This is a genomic window from Catellatospora vulcania (assembly GCF_009720385.1).
Classification (GTDB): Bacteria; Actinomycetota; Actinomycetes; order Mycobacteriales; family Micromonosporaceae; genus Catellatospora; species Catellatospora vulcania.
Genome location: NZ_WARX01000007.1, coordinates 415,135 through 429,948, shown reverse-complemented (window position 1 = coordinate 429,948; position 14,814 = coordinate 415,135). Strand labels below are relative to the sequence as shown.

Sequence of the window (14,814 nt, the reverse complement as noted above, 5' to 3'; positions counted from 1 at the left end):
GTTCATGACCCCCTCACGCCCAGGTCATGACGGGTACCGGCCCGGCTCCTACGGTCGTACCGGAAGAAGATCTTGAAGGAACCGAGGTACCCCCATGTCCTTACGTCACGTCCTGGCCGCCCTGGCCGTGGTGCCGGCGCTCGCCGTCCCCGCGGCCGCGCACGCGTCGGCGCCCCACGGCCCGGCCGACCGTCCCCACCGGACGCACTTCGACCTGCAGGCCCACCGCGGCGGCATCGGCATGACCACCGAGGAGTCCCTGGAAGGCTTCGCCAAGGCGCTGCGCCTCGGGGTCAGCACGCTGGAGCTGGACACCCAGATCACGAAGGACGCGAAGGTCGTCGTCACCCACGACCGCAAGGTCAGCGCGCAGAAGTGCGCCGACACCGCCCCGGTCACGCCCGGCGACCCGATGTACCCGTACGTCGGCAAGTACGTCAAGGACCTGACGCTCGCGCAGGTCAAGACGATGGACTGCGGGTTCCAGCAGCTGCCGGGCTTCCCCGAGCAGCAGCAGATCAAGGGCCAGCGCATGGCCGAGCTGCGCGACGTGCTGGACCTGGTCAAGCGCCACCGCGCGCACCAGGTCACGCTCAACATCGAGACGAAGGTCGAGGCGGGCGCGCCGGAGCAGACCGCGCCGCGCGAGCTGTTCGTGCGCCGGGTGTACGAGGAGATCCGCCGCTCGGGCATCGAGAAGCAGGTCAGCATCCAGTCCTTCGACTGGGGCGCGCTGATGGCCATGCACCGCCTCGCGCCGAAGTGGCCGCTGGTGGCGCTGACCAACTACGACTTCCTGCAGGTCGGCCAGCCGGGCGCGTCGCCGTGGCTGGGCGGCATCGACGCGGACGACTTCGGCGGCGACTTCGTGGCCGCGGCCGCGTCGATCGAAGGTGTCACCGCGCTGTCGCCGAACTACGGCTTCCCGCAGAACGGCAAGATCGGCGACCCGGGTTTCCGGTTCTACCCTGACCGGGCCATGGTCGACCGGGCGCACGCCCGCGGCCTGAAGGTCATCCCGTGGACCTGTGACGACATGCCCACCGTGGCGGCGCTCATGGACATGGGCGTCGACGGCATCATCACCGACTACCCGAACCGGGTACGCGAGCTGATGGCCGAGCGAAGCATGCGGCTGCCGAAGGCGTACCAGGCGCGCTGACGGCCGCACCGCACCAGGTGCCCGGCAGGTCTCCCCGCCTGCCGGGCACCGCCGCGTTCACCTTCGTCCTGCTCACGGCACCCGCAGTGTTAGGAAGGGCACCTTCCACCACCTATAGCAATAAGAAGGTGCCCTTCCTTCTCAAGCAGCCCAGGGGAGAGGGAGTGGGGGTGGGAAGGTGGAGGTGACGTCGACGGGGGTGCCGGTTTGTTGGGAGTGGGTGGCGGCAGTGAGGATGTCGACGATGTGGGCGGCGTGTTCGGCGGAGCAGCGGTGGGGGCGGCCCTCGTTGATCGCGGAGACGAACTCGGCGATGCCTCGGCCCCAGGGGATGCCGGGATAGGGGTCGCCGAGCAGCGGGACGGGCTCCGGGGGCAGGCCGGCACGAATCTCGGAGTCGAAGTTGGTCCAGTCGGCGATGTGGATGGAGCCGCGTTCGCCGTGCAGCTCGATGCCGGACTGGCGGGTGCCCGCGCCGACGTAGAAGTTCGCGGTGAGGCGGACGGTCGCGCCGCCGGCCAGTTCGAGGATGACGACGGAGAAGTCGGGGGCCTGCGGGGAGAACATCTCGCCGGACAGGGTGACCCGGTCCGCTTTGAGGATCGTGCCGTACGCCCACACCCGGCGCGCGGGGCCGAGCATCGCGGTCAGCGCCGTCAGCGAGTAGACGCCGACGTCGAACAGCGGCCCGGACCGGTACGGGCCCTGCGGGGCCGGGTGCCAGGACTCGATGCGGTCGTGGTTGACCTCGGCGTACACCAGCTTGATCGGCCCGACGGCGTCGTCGCGGACCAGCTTCCACGCGGTCTGGATGGCCTCACCGAGGTAGGTGAACGGCGCGCAGCCCAGCCGCAGCCCCCGGGCCGCCGCCTCGGCGATCAGTGACCGCGCCTCGTGCGCGGTCGGCGCGAGCGGCTTCTCGCTGAACACGTGTTTGCCCGCGAGCAGCGCCGCCCGCGTGACCGGCACGTGCGCCACCAGTGGGGTCAGGTTCACCACGACGTCGACCTTGTCGTCGGCGAGCAGCTCGTCGAGGCTGCCGTAGATCGGCAGGTCGTGCGCGGCCCCGAACGCCGCGGACTGCGCCGGGTCGCTGTCGTAGCCGCCGGCGACCTCGATGCCGGGGTAGGTGCGCAGGTCGGTCAGGTAGCCGGCGGCGATGTTGCCGGTGCCGACGATCGCGAGTGTGGTCACGGCGCCTCGATCCCTCCGTCGGGTCGGCGTACCCGGGCCGACCATCGTTCGTGCAGGTGGGTGACGGCCGGGTACTTCGCCGCCGCCTTCTCGTCGACCTCGATCCCCCAGCCGGGGGCGTCGTTGGGGTACAGGTAGCCGCCGCGCGGGTCGAGCGTGCCCGGGAACACCTCGCGCACCGGGTCGGGCCACAGGTGGCCCTCCTGGATCGCGAACGCGGGACTGCTCACGTCCAGGGCCACGTTGCAGGCCGCGCCGATCGGCGACACGTCCGCGGGCGCGTGCCAGGCCGTGCCGACGCCGGTCAGCTCGCACAGCGCGACGAGTTTGCGGGCCGGGGTGAGGCCGCCGATCGCGGAGATGTGCAGCCGCAGCAGGTCCACCCCGCCGCCGAGGACCAGGCGGGCCGCGTCGGCGACCGAGGCGACCTGCTCGCCGACCGCGATCGGCATCGGGGCCGCGGCGCGCAGCTCGGGCAGGCGGTCGTACAGCTCCAGCGGGATCGGGTCCTCCAGGAAGAACAGCCGGTACGGCTCCAGCGCGCGGGCCAGGGCCACGGCCTGCTTCACGGTGAGCCGGTGGTGCACGTCGTGCATCAGGTTCGGGGTCTCGCCGAGCACCTCGCGGGCCGCGGCGAACAGCTTCGGGGTGTCGCGCAGGTACTGCTGCACGTCCCAGCCGTCCGGGTACGGCGCGTCCGGGTAACCGCCCGGGGTGCCGGGTGCCCCGTAGGTGCCCAGCCCCGGGCCGCCGGCCTGCAGGCGCACGTGCCGGTAGCCGGAGTCGAGGATTTCCTGCGCGTGTTCCAGGGTCTGCTCGATGGTCGCGCCGGCGGCGTGCAGGTAGGTGTCGGCGGCGGCCCGCACCCGGCCGCCGAGCAGCTCGTACACCGGCATCCCGGCGCGCTTTCCGGTGATGTCCCACAGCGCCTGGTCCACCCCGGACAGGGCGCTGTTGAGCACCGGGCCGCCGCGCCAGTACGACGACATGTGCACCATGCGGGTGATGTCCTCGATGTCGGCCGGGTGCCGGCCGATCAGCATCGGGCCCACGTGCCGGTCGACGGCCGCCACGACGGCGTGGAAGCGCTGCGTGAACGTGGCGCAGCCGTAGCCGTGCAGGCCGGGGTCGCTGGTGTCGACGCGGACGACGACCAGGGGCAGGCCCTCGGGCGCGGTGACGATCGCGCGTACGCCGGTGATCCGCAGGCCGTCCCGCGCCGCCCACGGCGCCTGCGTCTCGGCCATCACGACAGGCGGGCCGGAGTCCGCCGCTTGCTCGTGCAACATGCGCTGTCCTTCAGGTGCGTCAGAGGCCGGGTGACGTGAGCGGACGCCGCCCAGCGGGATCATCGCGACCCTACCCGCAGCAGGGCTTTTCGCAAGATCGGGTCCATGGACGGGGACGGCGGGCGTGGCGGGGTCCACGCCCGCGCGAGCCGCCGCGGCGGGTCCGGCCCCAAGTCCGCGGATTCGTTGGGTCACAGCGGCCACGTGTGACGCGACGATGAAGGCTCGTCAGCACGCGCCCACAAAGATCGTCGAGGCACGCGGCACGGTGGCTTGCGGAGCGGCATTGACGAGTTCCGACCCCCGGACACGAATCGAGACAGCCCATGACAGCACATGCACAGCCGCCGAAGACCGAGTTCTCGCGGCGCTTCTTCCTCGTCGGCGGCGCTGCGGCGGGGCTGGCCGTCGTGGGCGGGCAGGCGCTCGCGGCCACGCCGGCGGCGGCCGCGGTAGCCGGCTACAACCTGCCGTTCACGAATCTCTACGAGGCGGGCACCGTCGTGCCGCGGCTCGACGACCCGTACGGTCCCCGTTCCGGTGTAGGCGACGGGTTCCACAACGGCATCGACTTCAACGCGGTCGGCACCGGTGGCACGGTGCTGGGCCGCAGGGTTCACCCGGTCCGGCCGGGCACCATCGTGGCGAGTTCGTACAGCAGCGCACTCGGCAACTATCTGACGATCCGCCACGCGGACGGGCGGGAGAGCCTCTATGCGCACCTGCAGTCCAAGTACATCACCAGCGGCTCGGTGACGTCCGGGAGCGTCATCGGCACCATCGGCGCGACCGGCGACGTCACCGGCCCGCACCTTCATCTGGCGTTCTACAGCGGCGGCAGCAGCTACGACCCGTGGCCGTACCTGAACGGGGCGCCGTACGCCAACGGCGGCGGCACCACCCCGCCGCCCACCTCCTCGGAGGGCGTGATCCTGCAGGAGATCGCCCAGGCCGGGGGCTACACCGGTCCGGTGGACGGGGCGCCGGGCACGAACACGTGGCTGGGTGTGCAGCAGGTGATGCGGGGTTACGGGTACACCGGCCCGCTCGACGGGGCACCCGGTGCGAACACGTACGCGGCGCTGCAGCGGCTGGCGCAGAAGGGCGGCTACACCGGCCCGGCCGACGGGGCACTGGGCGTGAACTCGTGGAAGGGCATCCAGACCGTGCTGCGCGGTTTCGGCTACGGTGGCCCGATCGACGGGGTGCCGGGGACGAACACGTACGCCGCCCTGCAGCGGCTGGCGAAGCTCGGCGGCTACACCGGCCCGGCCGACGGCGTGCTTGGCGCGAACTCGTGGAAGGGCGTGCAGAAGGTGCTCTCCGGATACGGCTACACCGGCCCGATCGACGGCGCTCCCGGCACGAACACCTACGCCGCCTTGCAGCGGATGGCTCAGCTCGGCGGGTACACCGGTCCGGTCGACGGCGTCCCGGGGCCCAACACCTGGTCGGCGCTCAGCCGGCTGATCTGAGCGTGCTCAGTGCATCGCGTGACCGAGCCCGCCGCAGACTGCTGGCTGCACGCCGACGTCGAGGTCGGCACTTCCGCCATCGCCGGAACGGGCTTGTTCGCGCGCCGCGCCCTCCCGGCCGGGACCGTCGTGTCCCGGCTGGGCGGGCGCCTGGTCAGCGGGGCGCGGCTGCGGGAACTGTTCGCCGAGGCGGCCCGGGAGGGACGTTACGTCGACACCGTCAGCGTCGCCGAGGACGTGCACCTGGTGCTGCCGCCGCGGCAGCCCAACGGGTACGGCAACCACAGCTGCGACCCGAACCTGTGGTGGACCGACGCGTACACCCTCGCCGCCCGGCGCGACATCGCCGCCGGTGAGGAGATCACCAACGACTACGGCACGAGCACCGCGGTCGCCGACTTCCGCATGGCCTGCGCCTGCGGCACGGCGCTCTGCCGCGGCGTGGTCACCGGCGACGACTGGCAGCTGCCTGACCTGCGGGAACGCTACGGCGAGCACTGGATTCCGCTGCTGCTGGGCCGCATCCGTGCGACCTGACGCGACACTGCTCGGGTGAGTCCCCGGCCGCCGGCGGACACCGCCCGCGACCGGGGACTTCACGACGATCAGCAGGTGGCGAGCATGCTGTTGAGGGCCGACTTCTCCGCGCTGTCGACGGTGAGGCTGTAGTACCACTTCACCTGGATCCAGGCGCGGGCGTAGGTGCAGCGGAACGACGACAGCGACGGCTGCCACTCGGCCGGGTCCTTGTCGCCCTTGGACTGGTTGACGTTGTCGGTGACCGCCCACAGCTCGGGCCCGCTGAGGTCGTTGGCGTAGGTCTGGCGCTTGGCCGTGGTCCAGGCCCAGGCACCGGACGCCCAGGCCTCGGCCAGCGGGACCATGTGGTCGATGTCGACGTCGGAGGCGGCGGTCCAGGTCGCGCCGTCGTACGGGCTGTACCAGGAGCCGGAGGTCGCGGCGCAGCTGCTGTTGACCACGACGCCGACCCCGTCGCGCTTGAGGACCTGCTCTCGGGCGTTGCAGGTGCCGGTGATCGTGATCCAGTGCGGGAACAGGTCCCGGTTGTACGTGGAGCCGTGCGACTCGGCCGCGACGGTCAGCGCCGCGAGGCGGCTGACGGCGGTGCTGTAGGAGGGGATGTTGGGCGGGGTGGCGTGGGCCGGTGTCGCGGTCAGGGTGAGCGACATGGCCAGGGCGGCCGCGGTGGCGGCCAACGCCTTCAGGACACGGGACATTGGAGGGTCTCCCGACTGTCCGCCGCCGCGGCCGGTGGGGGATCCGGCTGGGGTCACGACGACGACAGATGGACGATCTCAGATGTTGGGCGGGTCTATCCAGACTGGATGCGTACGACGGCATGAATTTCTTGTGACAGCACCACCGTGGGCACGGTCACCGCGGCGGCACCCGTGCGGAAGGCCGGTCCGGTATCGTGCCGCTCCGTGCTCCGACGAATGATCCTCCTGGCCTTGGCGACCAGCATGCTCGCCGCTTGCGGCACCGGCTCGCCCGCCGCCGATCCGTCCACGGCCGCCGCGTCACCCGCCGCGGCCACCATGCAGGGCAGGTGGTGGACCTGGGCGGCCAGCGAGCCGACGGCGACCAATCCCGTCGCGGACGCGACCGGGGAGTTCTGCACCCGCAACCAGCCCGCCGACGTGTGGTTCCTGGCCGGCACCTTCGGCACGCGGGCGCAGCGGCGCTGCACCGTGCCGCAGGGCCGCCCGATCGTGGTGCCCGTGCTCAACCTCTTCGGCGACAGGAGCGACTGCGCCGCCTTCATGGCGGCCGCGCGGGGCACCGCCGAGCTCGACGGCACCGGCCTGGCCCTGGAGAAGTTCACCGACGAGCGGATCGAGGTGACGGCTGTCGCGGGCAACGCCCTGGGCCAGGACGCCGGCACGTTCCCGGCGATCGGCTGCGGGATCTGGGCCCGGATCCCCCCGCCCGCGGCGGGCACGCACCAGCTGCGCGTACGCGGCACCTCCGGGGACTTCGAGGTCAGCATCGACTACGACCTCACCGTCGCCTGACGCCTCGCCCCGGCGGGGAAGGCGCCTTCCACCACGCAGGCGATGTGCAGGTGCCCTTCCTCTGTCAGGTGGTGGCGCGGGGAATGAGGTGCAGGACGTCTTCGACGGGGACCGGGGTGGCGCGTTCGCCCGCGAGACGGGCGACGGCGGAGCGGGCCAGGTGCAGGGCGGCTGCAGCGGGGGCCACGGCGATCGTGGTCAGGGGTGGGGCGCTGTAGGCGGCCAGGGGGATGCCGTCGACGCCGATGACGGCGATGCGACCGGGCACGTCGACGGCGAGTTCGCGCAGGCCGTGCAGGGCCGCCAGGGCGACCTCGTCGTTGTACGCGCAGATCGCGGTGACCTGTGGCGCGTCGGCCAGCAGCGCGCGGACCGCGGCGGTGACCGCCGACGGGTCGTCGGGGACGGTGAACGGCACGGGTGCGGGCAGTTCCCGGTCCGCGCAGGCCTGGCGGACGCCGTCCTGGCGCGGTCCGGCGAAGACGGACAGGCGGGGGTCGGCGGGCAGGGCGTACGCCAGGCGGGTGTGCCCGGTCGCGGCGAGGTGTTCGACCTGCATCCGGCCCTGCCTGCGCAGCAGTGCGGCGGTGGCCAGGCCGTCGGACCCGGTGCCGGCCGGGACCGCGCGGATGCCCACCCGCCGCAGGGCGGCCAGGTCGGCGTCGGGCAGCGGGAACAGGCTGAGCACGGCGCGGACCGACAGCATCGCGGCCAGCCGCGGCAGCCGCGGGGCGGCCGGCACGTCGAAGTGGACGACCAGGGTCAGGCCCTGCGCGGCCAGCGAGCGGGTCACCGCGTCGACGAACCGTGAGGTCAGCTCACCGGCGGGCACGTCGGGCATGGCCAGCAGCACGATGTCGCTGTGCCCGTTGGCCAGCGTCCGCCCGGCCAGCGACGGGGCGTAGCCGAGCCGGGCGGCGGCGGCGAGCACGCGTTCGCGGGTCGGCTGGGCGATGCGCTCGCCCGGGGCGTCGTTGAGCACGTAGCTCACCGTCGCCCGGGACACCCCGGCTTCGCGGGCGACGTCGGCGCTGGTCGGGCGGCGTCCGGTCATCGCCGCCGGGCCCGCAGGAGCCTGCGCAGGCCGGCCAGCCGGCGCCCGTTGATCAGGTCGAGCAGCCCTTCCTGGACCGGGCGGCCGATCTTGCCGCGGCTCATCATCGACAGCATCCGCAGTGGCATCTCGTCGAGCATCGCGCCGATGAGCAGCGCCATCGGGCTCTTCGGGTCCTTGACGAAGCCGCGGGCCTGCCGGCGGGCCGTGGCCTGCAGCAGCCGGGTCACCGGCGAGCTGCGCATGTCGTGCAGGGGCGTGTTCAGCGTGTACGCGCCCGGAACGTCGGCGGTGTTGTCCGGCAGCGGGCGACCGAAGGCGACGCCGAAGCGGTCCCGGTCCCAGTGCTGCCCGGCGGCGGGCACCGGGTACGCCGGGGCGGGCGGGCCGTCGCCGGGCACGTCGACGGTGGCGGTGGCGCGGATGTCGCGGCTGGACGCGCCGACGCGGATCTCGTACCGGCCGCCGGTGACCGCCCAGCGCGCGCCGGCCACGTCGTACCAGGCGAACGCGCGCCGGTCGAGGCCGATCGTGACGGCCCGCGACTCCCCCGGCGCGAGGCGCACCTTGGCGAAGCCCTTCAGCTCCTGCTCGGGGCGGGCCCCGGCGGCAGCCGGCTCGTGCACGTACACCTGGACGACCTCGCTGCCGGCCCGCTCACCGGTGTTGGTGACGGTGACGGTCACCTCGGTGTCGTTCGCGGTGACGTCGGCGTAGGCGAACGTCGTGTAACCCAGCCCGTGTCCGAACGGGAACAGCACGTCGGTGCCCGCGGTGTCGTAGTAGCGGTAGCCGACGTACACGCTCTCCCGGTATTCGGCCTGCCGCGGGCCGCTGGGCAGCGCGTGCACGGGGTTGTCGGCCCAGCGGTGCGGGAACGTCTCGGCCAGCCGCCCGCCGGGCTCGGCCAGCCCGAACAGCACGTCGGCGACGGCGCTGCCACCGGCCTGCCCGCCGAGGTACGCCTCGACGATCGCGGGCACGTCGCCGTGCCAGGGCATCTCGACCGGCGCGCCGTTGTTGAGCACCACCACGGTGCGCGGGTTGGCCGCGACGACGGCCGCGACGAGGGCGTCGTGGCTCGCGGGCAGCCGCAGGTGGGTACGGTCGAGGCCCTCTGTCTCGTAGCTCTCGGTCAGCCCGACGTACAGCAGCACGGTGTCGGCGGCACCGGCCGCCTCGACCGCCGCGGCGAGCAGCGCGCCGTCGACCTCGTCGGAGTCGCGCCGGTAGCCGGGGGCGTAGGTCGTCTCGGCCAGTTCGGACAGCCGGGTGTACGCGTCGTCGAGGCGGTGCGGGTTGATGTGCGCGCTGCCCGCGCCCTGGAAGCGCGGCTGCTCGGCGAACGCGCCGATGACCGCGATCCGCCCGCCCGGGGTCAGCGGCAGCAGGCCGCCGTCGTTCTTCAGCAGCACCGTGCCCTCGGCGGCAACCCGGCCCGCGAGCGCGTGGTGGGCGTCGCGGTCGTAGGTGTGGCCGCCGGCGCGGGCCGGCGCGGTGCGCTCGATCAGGGCCAGGATCCGGGCGACGGTCCGGTCGAGCACGTCGGCGGGCAGCAGCCCGCTGTTCACCGCGTCGGTGATGAGCTGGTCGTGGTGGCCGCCGAAGCCCGGCATCTCCACGTCCAGCCCGGCGGCGAGGCCGTCGACGCGCTCGTTGACCGCGCCCCAGTCGGAGACCACGACGCCGTCGAAGCCCCACTCGTCGCGCAGCACCCGGGTCAGCAGCCACTCGTGCTCGGCGGCGTAGGTCCCGTTGAGCCGGTTGTAGGCGCACATCACCGTCCACGGCGCACCGCCGTCGACCGCGGCCTCGAACGCGGCGAGGTAGACCTCGCGCAGCGCCCGCTCGTCGACGAGGGCGTCGATGCTGAAGCGGCGTTGCTCCTGGTTGTTGGCGGCGAAGTGCTTGAGCGACGCGCCCACGCCCTGGCTCTGCACGCCGCGGATCCAGGCCGCGCCCATCCGCCCGGCCAGCAGCGGGTCCTCGCTGTAGTACTCGAAGTTGCGGCCGCACAGCGGGGTGCGCTTGATGTTGACGCCGGGGCCGAGCAGCACGCTGACGCCCTCGGCCCGCGCCTCGGCGCCCAGCGCCCGCCCGACCTGCTCGATCAGCTCGGGGTCCCAGGTGGAGGCCATGCCGGCCGAGGTCGGAAAGCAGGTGGCGGGCACGCTGTCGCCGAGCTGAACCTGCTCGGTGCTGCGCTCCTTGCGCAGCCCGTACGGGCCGTCGGAGACTCCGATCGCGGGCACGCCGAGACGGGGCACGCCGTAAAAGGACCAGAAGTCGCGCCCGGCGCACAGGGACGCCTTCTCCGCGAGCGTCATCGACGCCACGAGCTGGTCGGTGGCTGCCGTAGCGGTCATCAGTGCTCTCCCACGTCGTCGTCACCGGGCACCAGTGATGCTTACGCGCGTAACCAGGCGCGTCAAGGCCGCAACGTGTCGGAAGAAGTTGACACGTCGGAGATCTCCGACGTATCGTCACCCGCTGTGACCACTGACGTGTTCAGCGCATTGGCCAACCCGGTTCGCCGGCAACTGCTCGACTCGCTGCGCGAGGGCCCGCGCGCGGCGGGCGAGCTGGCCGGGCTGTTCTCGCTCAGCCGGCCCGCGGTCTCGGAGCACCTGCAGGTGCTGCGCGGCGCGGGACTGGTGCGCGAGGAGCCCCGCGGCCGCCACCGGTACTACCACCTGCAAGCGCAGCCCCTGGCCGAGGTCGGGCAATGGCTGCATCCGTACGAACACTTCTGGCGCGAGCGGCTGCGGTCGCTGCGCGACACACTCGACAAGGAATTCCCATGACCGAACCAGGTGTCATCCGCTGCGACCAGTTCCTGAGCCACCCGCCCGCGCGGGTGTGGCAGGCGCTGACCGATCCCGAGCTGCACGCCAAGTGGTGGACCGCCGGCGACGTGCGACCGGTCGTCGGCCACCGCTTCACCCTCGACATGGGCAAGTGGGGCGAGCAGCCCTGCGAGGTGCTGGCGGTCGAACCGGAGAAGGTCTTCAGCTACCGCTTCGCGACCGGTTCGCTGGACAACACCATCACCTTCCGCCTGGAGCCCGAGGGCACCGGCACCCGCCTGTTCTTCGAGCAGGCCGGCCTGGACCTCGACTCCCCCCTGGGCCGCAACGCCTACGAGAACATGTCCAAGGGCTGGCCCGGCCTGCTCCGCCGCATCGAATCCGCCCTGACGGCCTGACCCACCCCGCCCCACCCCACCCCACCCCTGCCGCAACTCTTAAAGAGTCGCGCCTTCGGGACACTCCGCAGGCCACGAGTCTTTAAGAGTTGCGGCCGGAGGGGGCGGGGTCGGCCCGGCCCCGCCCGGCCCCGCCCGGCCCGGCCTCGGCCGGTGTCGGCCGAGGGGAGGGTCAGGCTTCGCAGTCGGTGGGGGTTTCGGTGGTGGCGCAGATGTCGATGCCGGGGCCCGCGTCGGCCGAGTCGGTGCCGACGCCGCCGGTGATCAGGTCGGTGAAGGCCAGGTCGCCGACCACCGTGAGCTTGTCGTTGCCGGTCTTGGCGTCGCCGTAGACGGTGTCGTCGCCGGGGCCGGCGTTGATGTTGTCGCGCCAGCCGGTGCCGCTGACGGTGCCGGGCGTGGTGACTGTCTCGTAGTTGCCGTAGATGACGTCGTTGTCGTCGCCGCCGGACAGGTTGTTGCCCGCGGCCTCGACGCCGAGGGCGCCGGCCACGTCGAGGGTGAGGTTGCGGGCGTCGCCGTAGATCGTGTCTGCGCCGGGGCCGCCGAAGACGCCGTCGGCGGCGAACGCCGCGCCGGTGGCGAGCGCGGTGGCCGTCACGTCGATCGCGTCGCCGTACAGGGTGTCGGCGCCCTCGCCGCCGTACAGGTAGTCGTTCCAGCCGACGCCGCCGACCACGGTCGGGAACTCGGCCGCGCCGAAGTCGCCGACGACGATGTCGTCGCCCGGTCCGGCGAAGACGGTGTCGTTGCCGCCGGCCGCGGCCGCGTCGAGGGCGGCGGATTCGCCGTACACGGTGTCGTTGCCTTCACCGGCGCAGATCACGTCGTTGCCACCCAGGCCGCTGATGGTGTCGTCGCCGGCCAGCGCCAGGATCACGTCGTCGCCGGGGGTGCCGACGATGATGTCGGCCTCGGCGGTGCCCAGGTGGGTGACGGGCTTCTCGTTGCACAGCGCCACGGCGTGCGCGGGTGCCTGCACGGCGGCGAGGCTCAGGGCCGTGACGGCCACGGCGAGGGCGGTGCGTGCGATACGCATGGACGGTGCCTCCAGGTGTCTGCGGACGTACGCCCCCGGCGCAGGTTCGGACACCACCCGATGTGGCGGCACACACTGCCGGGGCAATCCGAGATCACATGCTAAGACCGGACAAATGTGGCACATCGGAACCACGCCGATCATGTTCTGATCTGCGGTTTTCCGGCTCCGACCGGGCGCTCGGCCGAGCAGCGCGGCCGCACCCGCGACCACGGCCGCCTGCCGCGGGTCGACGCTCTGCTCCTACGGGTATCGACACCTGTCCGACCTGGCATGATGCCCGTCATGACTGCCCCCGTCACAGCTGATGCCGTCCGTCTCGCGCCGGTCGACGCCGCCAACTGGCGTGCCGTCACCGCGCTCACCGTCGCCGAGTCGCAGTCGGACTGGGTCGCCGCGCCCGCGTACTACCTGGCGCTGTGCCACTACGGCGAGTCGGGCTGGCGGCCGCTGGCGGTGCTCGACACCGAAGGCGACGTGGTCGGCTTCCTGATGTGGACCGTCGACCCCGCCGACGGGGCGGCCTGGCTCGGCGGCGTCATCATCGACGCGGCACGGCAGGGCCGCGGGTTCGGCAGGGCCGCGGTGCGCGCCGCGATCGGGCTGCTCGCCGACGAGCACGGGCTGAGCAGTTTCGCGCTGTCGTACGAGCCGGCCAACACCGCCGCCCGCCGCTGCTACGCGTCCCTCGGCTTCACCGAGACCGGGGAGACCGAGGACACCGAGGTCGTGGCAAGACTGCAGCTCACCGCCTGAGGGCGGCGCAACTGCGGACGAAGTGCTAACCTGCCCGGCCATGGCGCACTCGATGCCCGCCCCGCCCGCCGTCGCCGACGCCGACCTCGACGCCTGGTGCCTGCGCTGGCTCGGTTCCGGCGTCTCCGAGACCCTGTTCACCGCCACCCACCTGTCCGCCGTCGTCGGCGTGCGGCTCAAGGACGACCGCGAGGTGGTGGTGAAGGTGCGCCCGGCCGCGGCCCGGCTGGCCGTGTGCACCGCCGTGCAGCAGGCGCTGTGGCACGCGGGGTTCCCCTGCCCGCGGCCGCTGCTGGGCCCGGTGCCGTTCGGCGCGTACGCGGCCCACGCCGAGGTCCTCGTCCCCGGCGGCGAGGCGCTGCCCGTCGGCGGCGACGCGGCCGAGCGGTACGCGGCGCTGCTGGCCGACCTGGTCCGGCAGGCGCCTCGCCCGCAGGGGGTGGGCGTGCTCGCGCCGCATCCGCCGTGGACGGCCTGGGACCACGAGCACGGCGGGGTCTGGCCGCCGCCCGACGACCGCGACGCCGACCTCAACGCCCAACCCGGCAGCGCCTGGCTCGACGACGTGGCCCGCCGCGTCCAGCGGCGTCTGCGCGAACTTCCGGCCGGGCCGACGGTCGTCGGACACGGCGACTGGTACGCGGAGAACCTGCGCTGGCGCGACGGGCAGCCGTGGGCTGTGCACGACTGGGACAGCTTGATCAGCGCACCGGAGCCGGTGATCGTGGGCCTGGCCGCCGCGGTCTGGACCATCGGCGCGGAGCACGGCGCCGCCACGGTCGACGAGTCCGCGGCTTTCGTCGAGGCATACCAGCGCGCCGCAGGCCTGCGGTGGAGTGCCGAACAGGTGCAGGCGAGCTGGGCGGCGGGCCTGTGGGTGGACGCGTTCGACGCCAAGAAGCTCGCCCTGGACGGCATCGACTGGCTGTCTCCCGACGACGCCGACGAGCGACTGCGCCGCGCGGGCGCGTGAGCCGTGCCGCCGGGCCGCACCGGTGGCATCATCGGCGGGTGCACGCTGCCGACGTCTGCGGGACGACTTCCACCATCCTGGTCGTGATCAGGGGAAACTCCGGTTCCGGCAAGTCCTCGATCGCGCGGGCGGTACGGCTGGCGTACGGCCGCGGCTGTGCCCTGGTCGAACAGGACCACCTGCGCCGGATCATCCTGCGCGAGCTGGACGGCCCCGGCGGCCTGGCCCCGGACTTCATCGACAACACCGTGCGCTACCTGCTCGACAACGGCTACCACGTGGTGCTGGAAGGCATCCTGCACGAGCGCAAGTACGGGGACATGGCGCGCGGACTGCTGGCCTCGCACCGCGGGACGAGTTCCGCCTTCTACCTCGACATCCCGTTCGACGAGACGGTACGCCGCCACGGCACCCGGCCGCAGGTCACCGACTTCACCCCCGAGCAGATGCGCGGCTGGTACCGCGAGCGCGACGTGCTCGGCGTCGACGGCGAGCACGTCATCGGCCCGGAGTCGACGTTCGACGACAGCGTCGCGCTGATCGCGGCGCGGTCCGGCCTGGCCGCGGCCGCCCCGTTCCCGGCCGACGTGCCCGCCGCGCCTCCGCCACAGCCCCGATGACGATGCGGCGG

Annotated in this window: 15 protein-coding genes; 9 read left to right on the top strand and 6 right to left on the bottom strand. The window is 72.8% G+C overall.

The window, feature by feature from the left end:
- Positions 1-94: 94 nt before the first annotated feature.
- Positions 95-1,162, top strand: a complete 1,068-nt coding sequence (locus tag F6W97_RS30010; RefSeq protein WP_155373904.1) for a glycerophosphodiester phosphodiesterase family protein — start codon at positions 95-97, stop codon at positions 1,160-1,162.
- A gap of 141 nt (positions 1,163-1,303) precedes the next feature.
- Here the strand turns inward: F6W97_RS30010 and F6W97_RS30005 are convergent, their stop codons facing one another.
- Entirely contained in the window at positions 1,304-2,356 is a 1,053-nt protein-coding gene (locus tag F6W97_RS30005; RefSeq protein ID WP_230687094.1) for a Gfo/Idh/MocA family protein, read from the bottom strand.
- Positions 2,353-3,645 carry an enolase C-terminal domain-like protein gene (locus F6W97_RS30000; RefSeq protein WP_230687093.1) on the bottom strand — a complete coding sequence of 431 codons (1,293 nt, stop codon included), beginning with the start codon at positions 3,643-3,645 and terminating at the stop codon, positions 2,353-2,355. The genes F6W97_RS30005 and F6W97_RS30000 overlap by 4 nt, the downstream gene beginning before the upstream one ends.
- 326 nt (positions 3,646-3,971) lie before the next feature.
- Between F6W97_RS30000 and F6W97_RS29995 the strand changes: the two genes are divergently transcribed.
- Both F6W97_RS29995 and F6W97_RS29990 read left to right on the top strand, forming a co-directional pair.
- The gene (locus F6W97_RS29995) at positions 3,972-5,120 is read left to right on the top strand and encodes a peptidoglycan DD-metalloendopeptidase family protein (RefSeq protein ID WP_155373902.1); all 1,149 of its coding nucleotides are present in this window, start codon (positions 3,972-3,974) and stop codon (positions 5,118-5,120) included.
- Between the two features lie 18 nt (positions 5,121-5,138).
- Positions 5,139-5,657 (top strand): SET domain-containing protein, encoded by a 519-nt coding sequence (locus tag F6W97_RS29990; protein ID WP_155373901.1) that lies wholly within the window; start codon positions 5,139-5,141, stop codon positions 5,655-5,657.
- A 68-nt stretch (positions 5,658-5,725) separates the two neighbouring features.
- On the opposite strand, the gene F6W97_RS29985 is transcribed toward F6W97_RS29990, so the two are convergent.
- The gene (locus F6W97_RS29985; RefSeq protein ID WP_155373900.1) at positions 5,726-6,358 is read right to left on the bottom strand and encodes an HNH endonuclease family protein; all 633 of its coding nucleotides are present in this window, start codon (positions 6,356-6,358) and stop codon (positions 5,726-5,728) included.
- Positions 6,359-6,565: 207 nt separating this feature from the next.
- Here F6W97_RS29985 and F6W97_RS29980 point away from each other — a divergent pair, with 207 nt between their 5' ends.
- Entirely contained in the window at positions 6,566-7,156 is a 591-nt protein-coding gene (locus F6W97_RS29980) for a hypothetical protein (protein ID WP_230687092.1), read from the top strand.
- 64 nt (positions 7,157-7,220) lie between these two features.
- Here F6W97_RS29980 and F6W97_RS29975 read toward each other — a convergent pair whose 3' ends face one another.
- Together F6W97_RS29975 and F6W97_RS29970 are read right to left on the bottom strand one after the other, a co-directional pair.
- Complete coding sequence (locus F6W97_RS29975) at positions 7,221-8,210, bottom strand: LacI family DNA-binding transcriptional regulator (RefSeq protein WP_155373899.1); 990 nt, start codon at positions 8,208-8,210, stop codon at positions 7,221-7,223.
- Complete coding sequence (locus F6W97_RS29970; protein WP_155373898.1) at positions 8,207-10,576, bottom strand: glycoside hydrolase family 3 C-terminal domain-containing protein; 2,370 nt, start codon at positions 10,574-10,576, stop codon at positions 8,207-8,209. Before F6W97_RS29970 ends, F6W97_RS29975 begins: the two co-directional genes overlap by 4 nt.
- 126 nt (positions 10,577-10,702) lie before the next feature.
- Here F6W97_RS29970 and F6W97_RS29965 point away from each other — a divergent pair, with 126 nt between their 5' ends.
- Positions 10,703-11,014, top strand: coding sequence for an ArsR/SmtB family transcription factor (locus F6W97_RS29965; RefSeq protein ID WP_155373897.1), 312 nt, complete (start codon positions 10,703-10,705; stop codon positions 11,012-11,014).
- Positions 11,011-11,415, top strand: coding sequence for an SRPBCC family protein (locus F6W97_RS29960; protein ID WP_155373896.1), 405 nt, complete (start codon positions 11,011-11,013; stop codon positions 11,413-11,415). The genes F6W97_RS29965 and F6W97_RS29960 overlap by 4 nt, the downstream gene beginning before the upstream one ends.
- A gap of 172 nt (positions 11,416-11,587) precedes the next feature.
- On the opposite strand, the gene F6W97_RS29955 is transcribed toward F6W97_RS29960, so the two are convergent.
- On the bottom strand, positions 11,588-12,454 hold the full coding sequence (locus tag F6W97_RS29955) for a calcium-binding protein (protein ID WP_196279390.1): 867 nt from the start codon (positions 12,452-12,454) through the stop codon (positions 11,588-11,590).
- A 285-nt stretch (positions 12,455-12,739) separates the two neighbouring features.
- Here F6W97_RS29955 and F6W97_RS29950 point away from each other — a divergent pair, with 285 nt between their 5' ends.
- The 3 genes from F6W97_RS29950 to F6W97_RS29940 are packed head-to-tail and all read left to right on the top strand — an operon-like array spanning position 12,740 to position 14,803.
- The gene (locus F6W97_RS29950; protein ID WP_155373894.1) at positions 12,740-13,210 is read left to right on the top strand and encodes a GNAT family N-acetyltransferase; all 471 of its coding nucleotides are present in this window, start codon (positions 12,740-12,742) and stop codon (positions 13,208-13,210) included.
- A 40-nt stretch (positions 13,211-13,250) separates the two neighbouring features.
- Complete coding sequence (locus F6W97_RS29945; RefSeq protein WP_155373893.1) at positions 13,251-14,183, top strand: aminoglycoside phosphotransferase/kinase family protein; 933 nt, start codon at positions 13,251-13,253, stop codon at positions 14,181-14,183.
- A gap of 38 nt (positions 14,184-14,221) precedes the next feature.
- Complete coding sequence (locus tag F6W97_RS29940; protein WP_155373892.1) at positions 14,222-14,803, top strand: kinase; 582 nt, start codon at positions 14,222-14,224, stop codon at positions 14,801-14,803.
- The last annotated feature ends 11 nt before the right edge of the window (positions 14,804-14,814 follow it).

Coding starts and splice junctions, on each gene's coding strand:
- F6W97_RS29985 (WP_155373900.1), bottom strand. CDS start 6,358: ATGTCCCGTGTCCTGAAGGCGTTGGCCGCCACCGCGGCCGCCCTGGCC.
- F6W97_RS29975 (WP_155373899.1), bottom strand. CDS start 8,210: ATGACCGGACGCCGCCCGACCAGCGCCGACGTCGCCCGCGAAGCCGGG.
- F6W97_RS29995 (WP_155373902.1), top strand. CDS start 3,972: ATGACAGCACATGCACAGCCGCCGAAGACCGAGTTCTCGCGGCGCTTC.
- F6W97_RS30010 (WP_155373904.1), top strand. CDS start 95: ATGTCCTTACGTCACGTCCTGGCCGCCCTGGCCGTGGTGCCGGCGCTC.
- F6W97_RS29945 (WP_155373893.1), top strand. CDS start 13,251: ATGGCGCACTCGATGCCCGCCCCGCCCGCCGTCGCCGACGCCGACCTC.
- F6W97_RS29950 (WP_155373894.1), top strand. CDS start 12,740: ATGACTGCCCCCGTCACAGCTGATGCCGTCCGTCTCGCGCCGGTCGAC.
- F6W97_RS29960 (WP_155373896.1), top strand. CDS start 11,011: ATGACCGAACCAGGTGTCATCCGCTGCGACCAGTTCCTGAGCCACCCG.
- F6W97_RS30000 (WP_230687093.1), bottom strand. CDS start 3,645: ATGTTGCACGAGCAAGCGGCGGACTCCGGCCCGCCTGTCGTGATGGCC.
- F6W97_RS29970 (WP_155373898.1), bottom strand. CDS start 10,576: ATGACCGCTACGGCAGCCACCGACCAGCTCGTGGCGTCGATGACGCTC.
- F6W97_RS29955 (WP_196279390.1), bottom strand. CDS start 12,454: ATGCGTATCGCACGCACCGCCCTCGCCGTGGCCGTCACGGCCCTGAGC.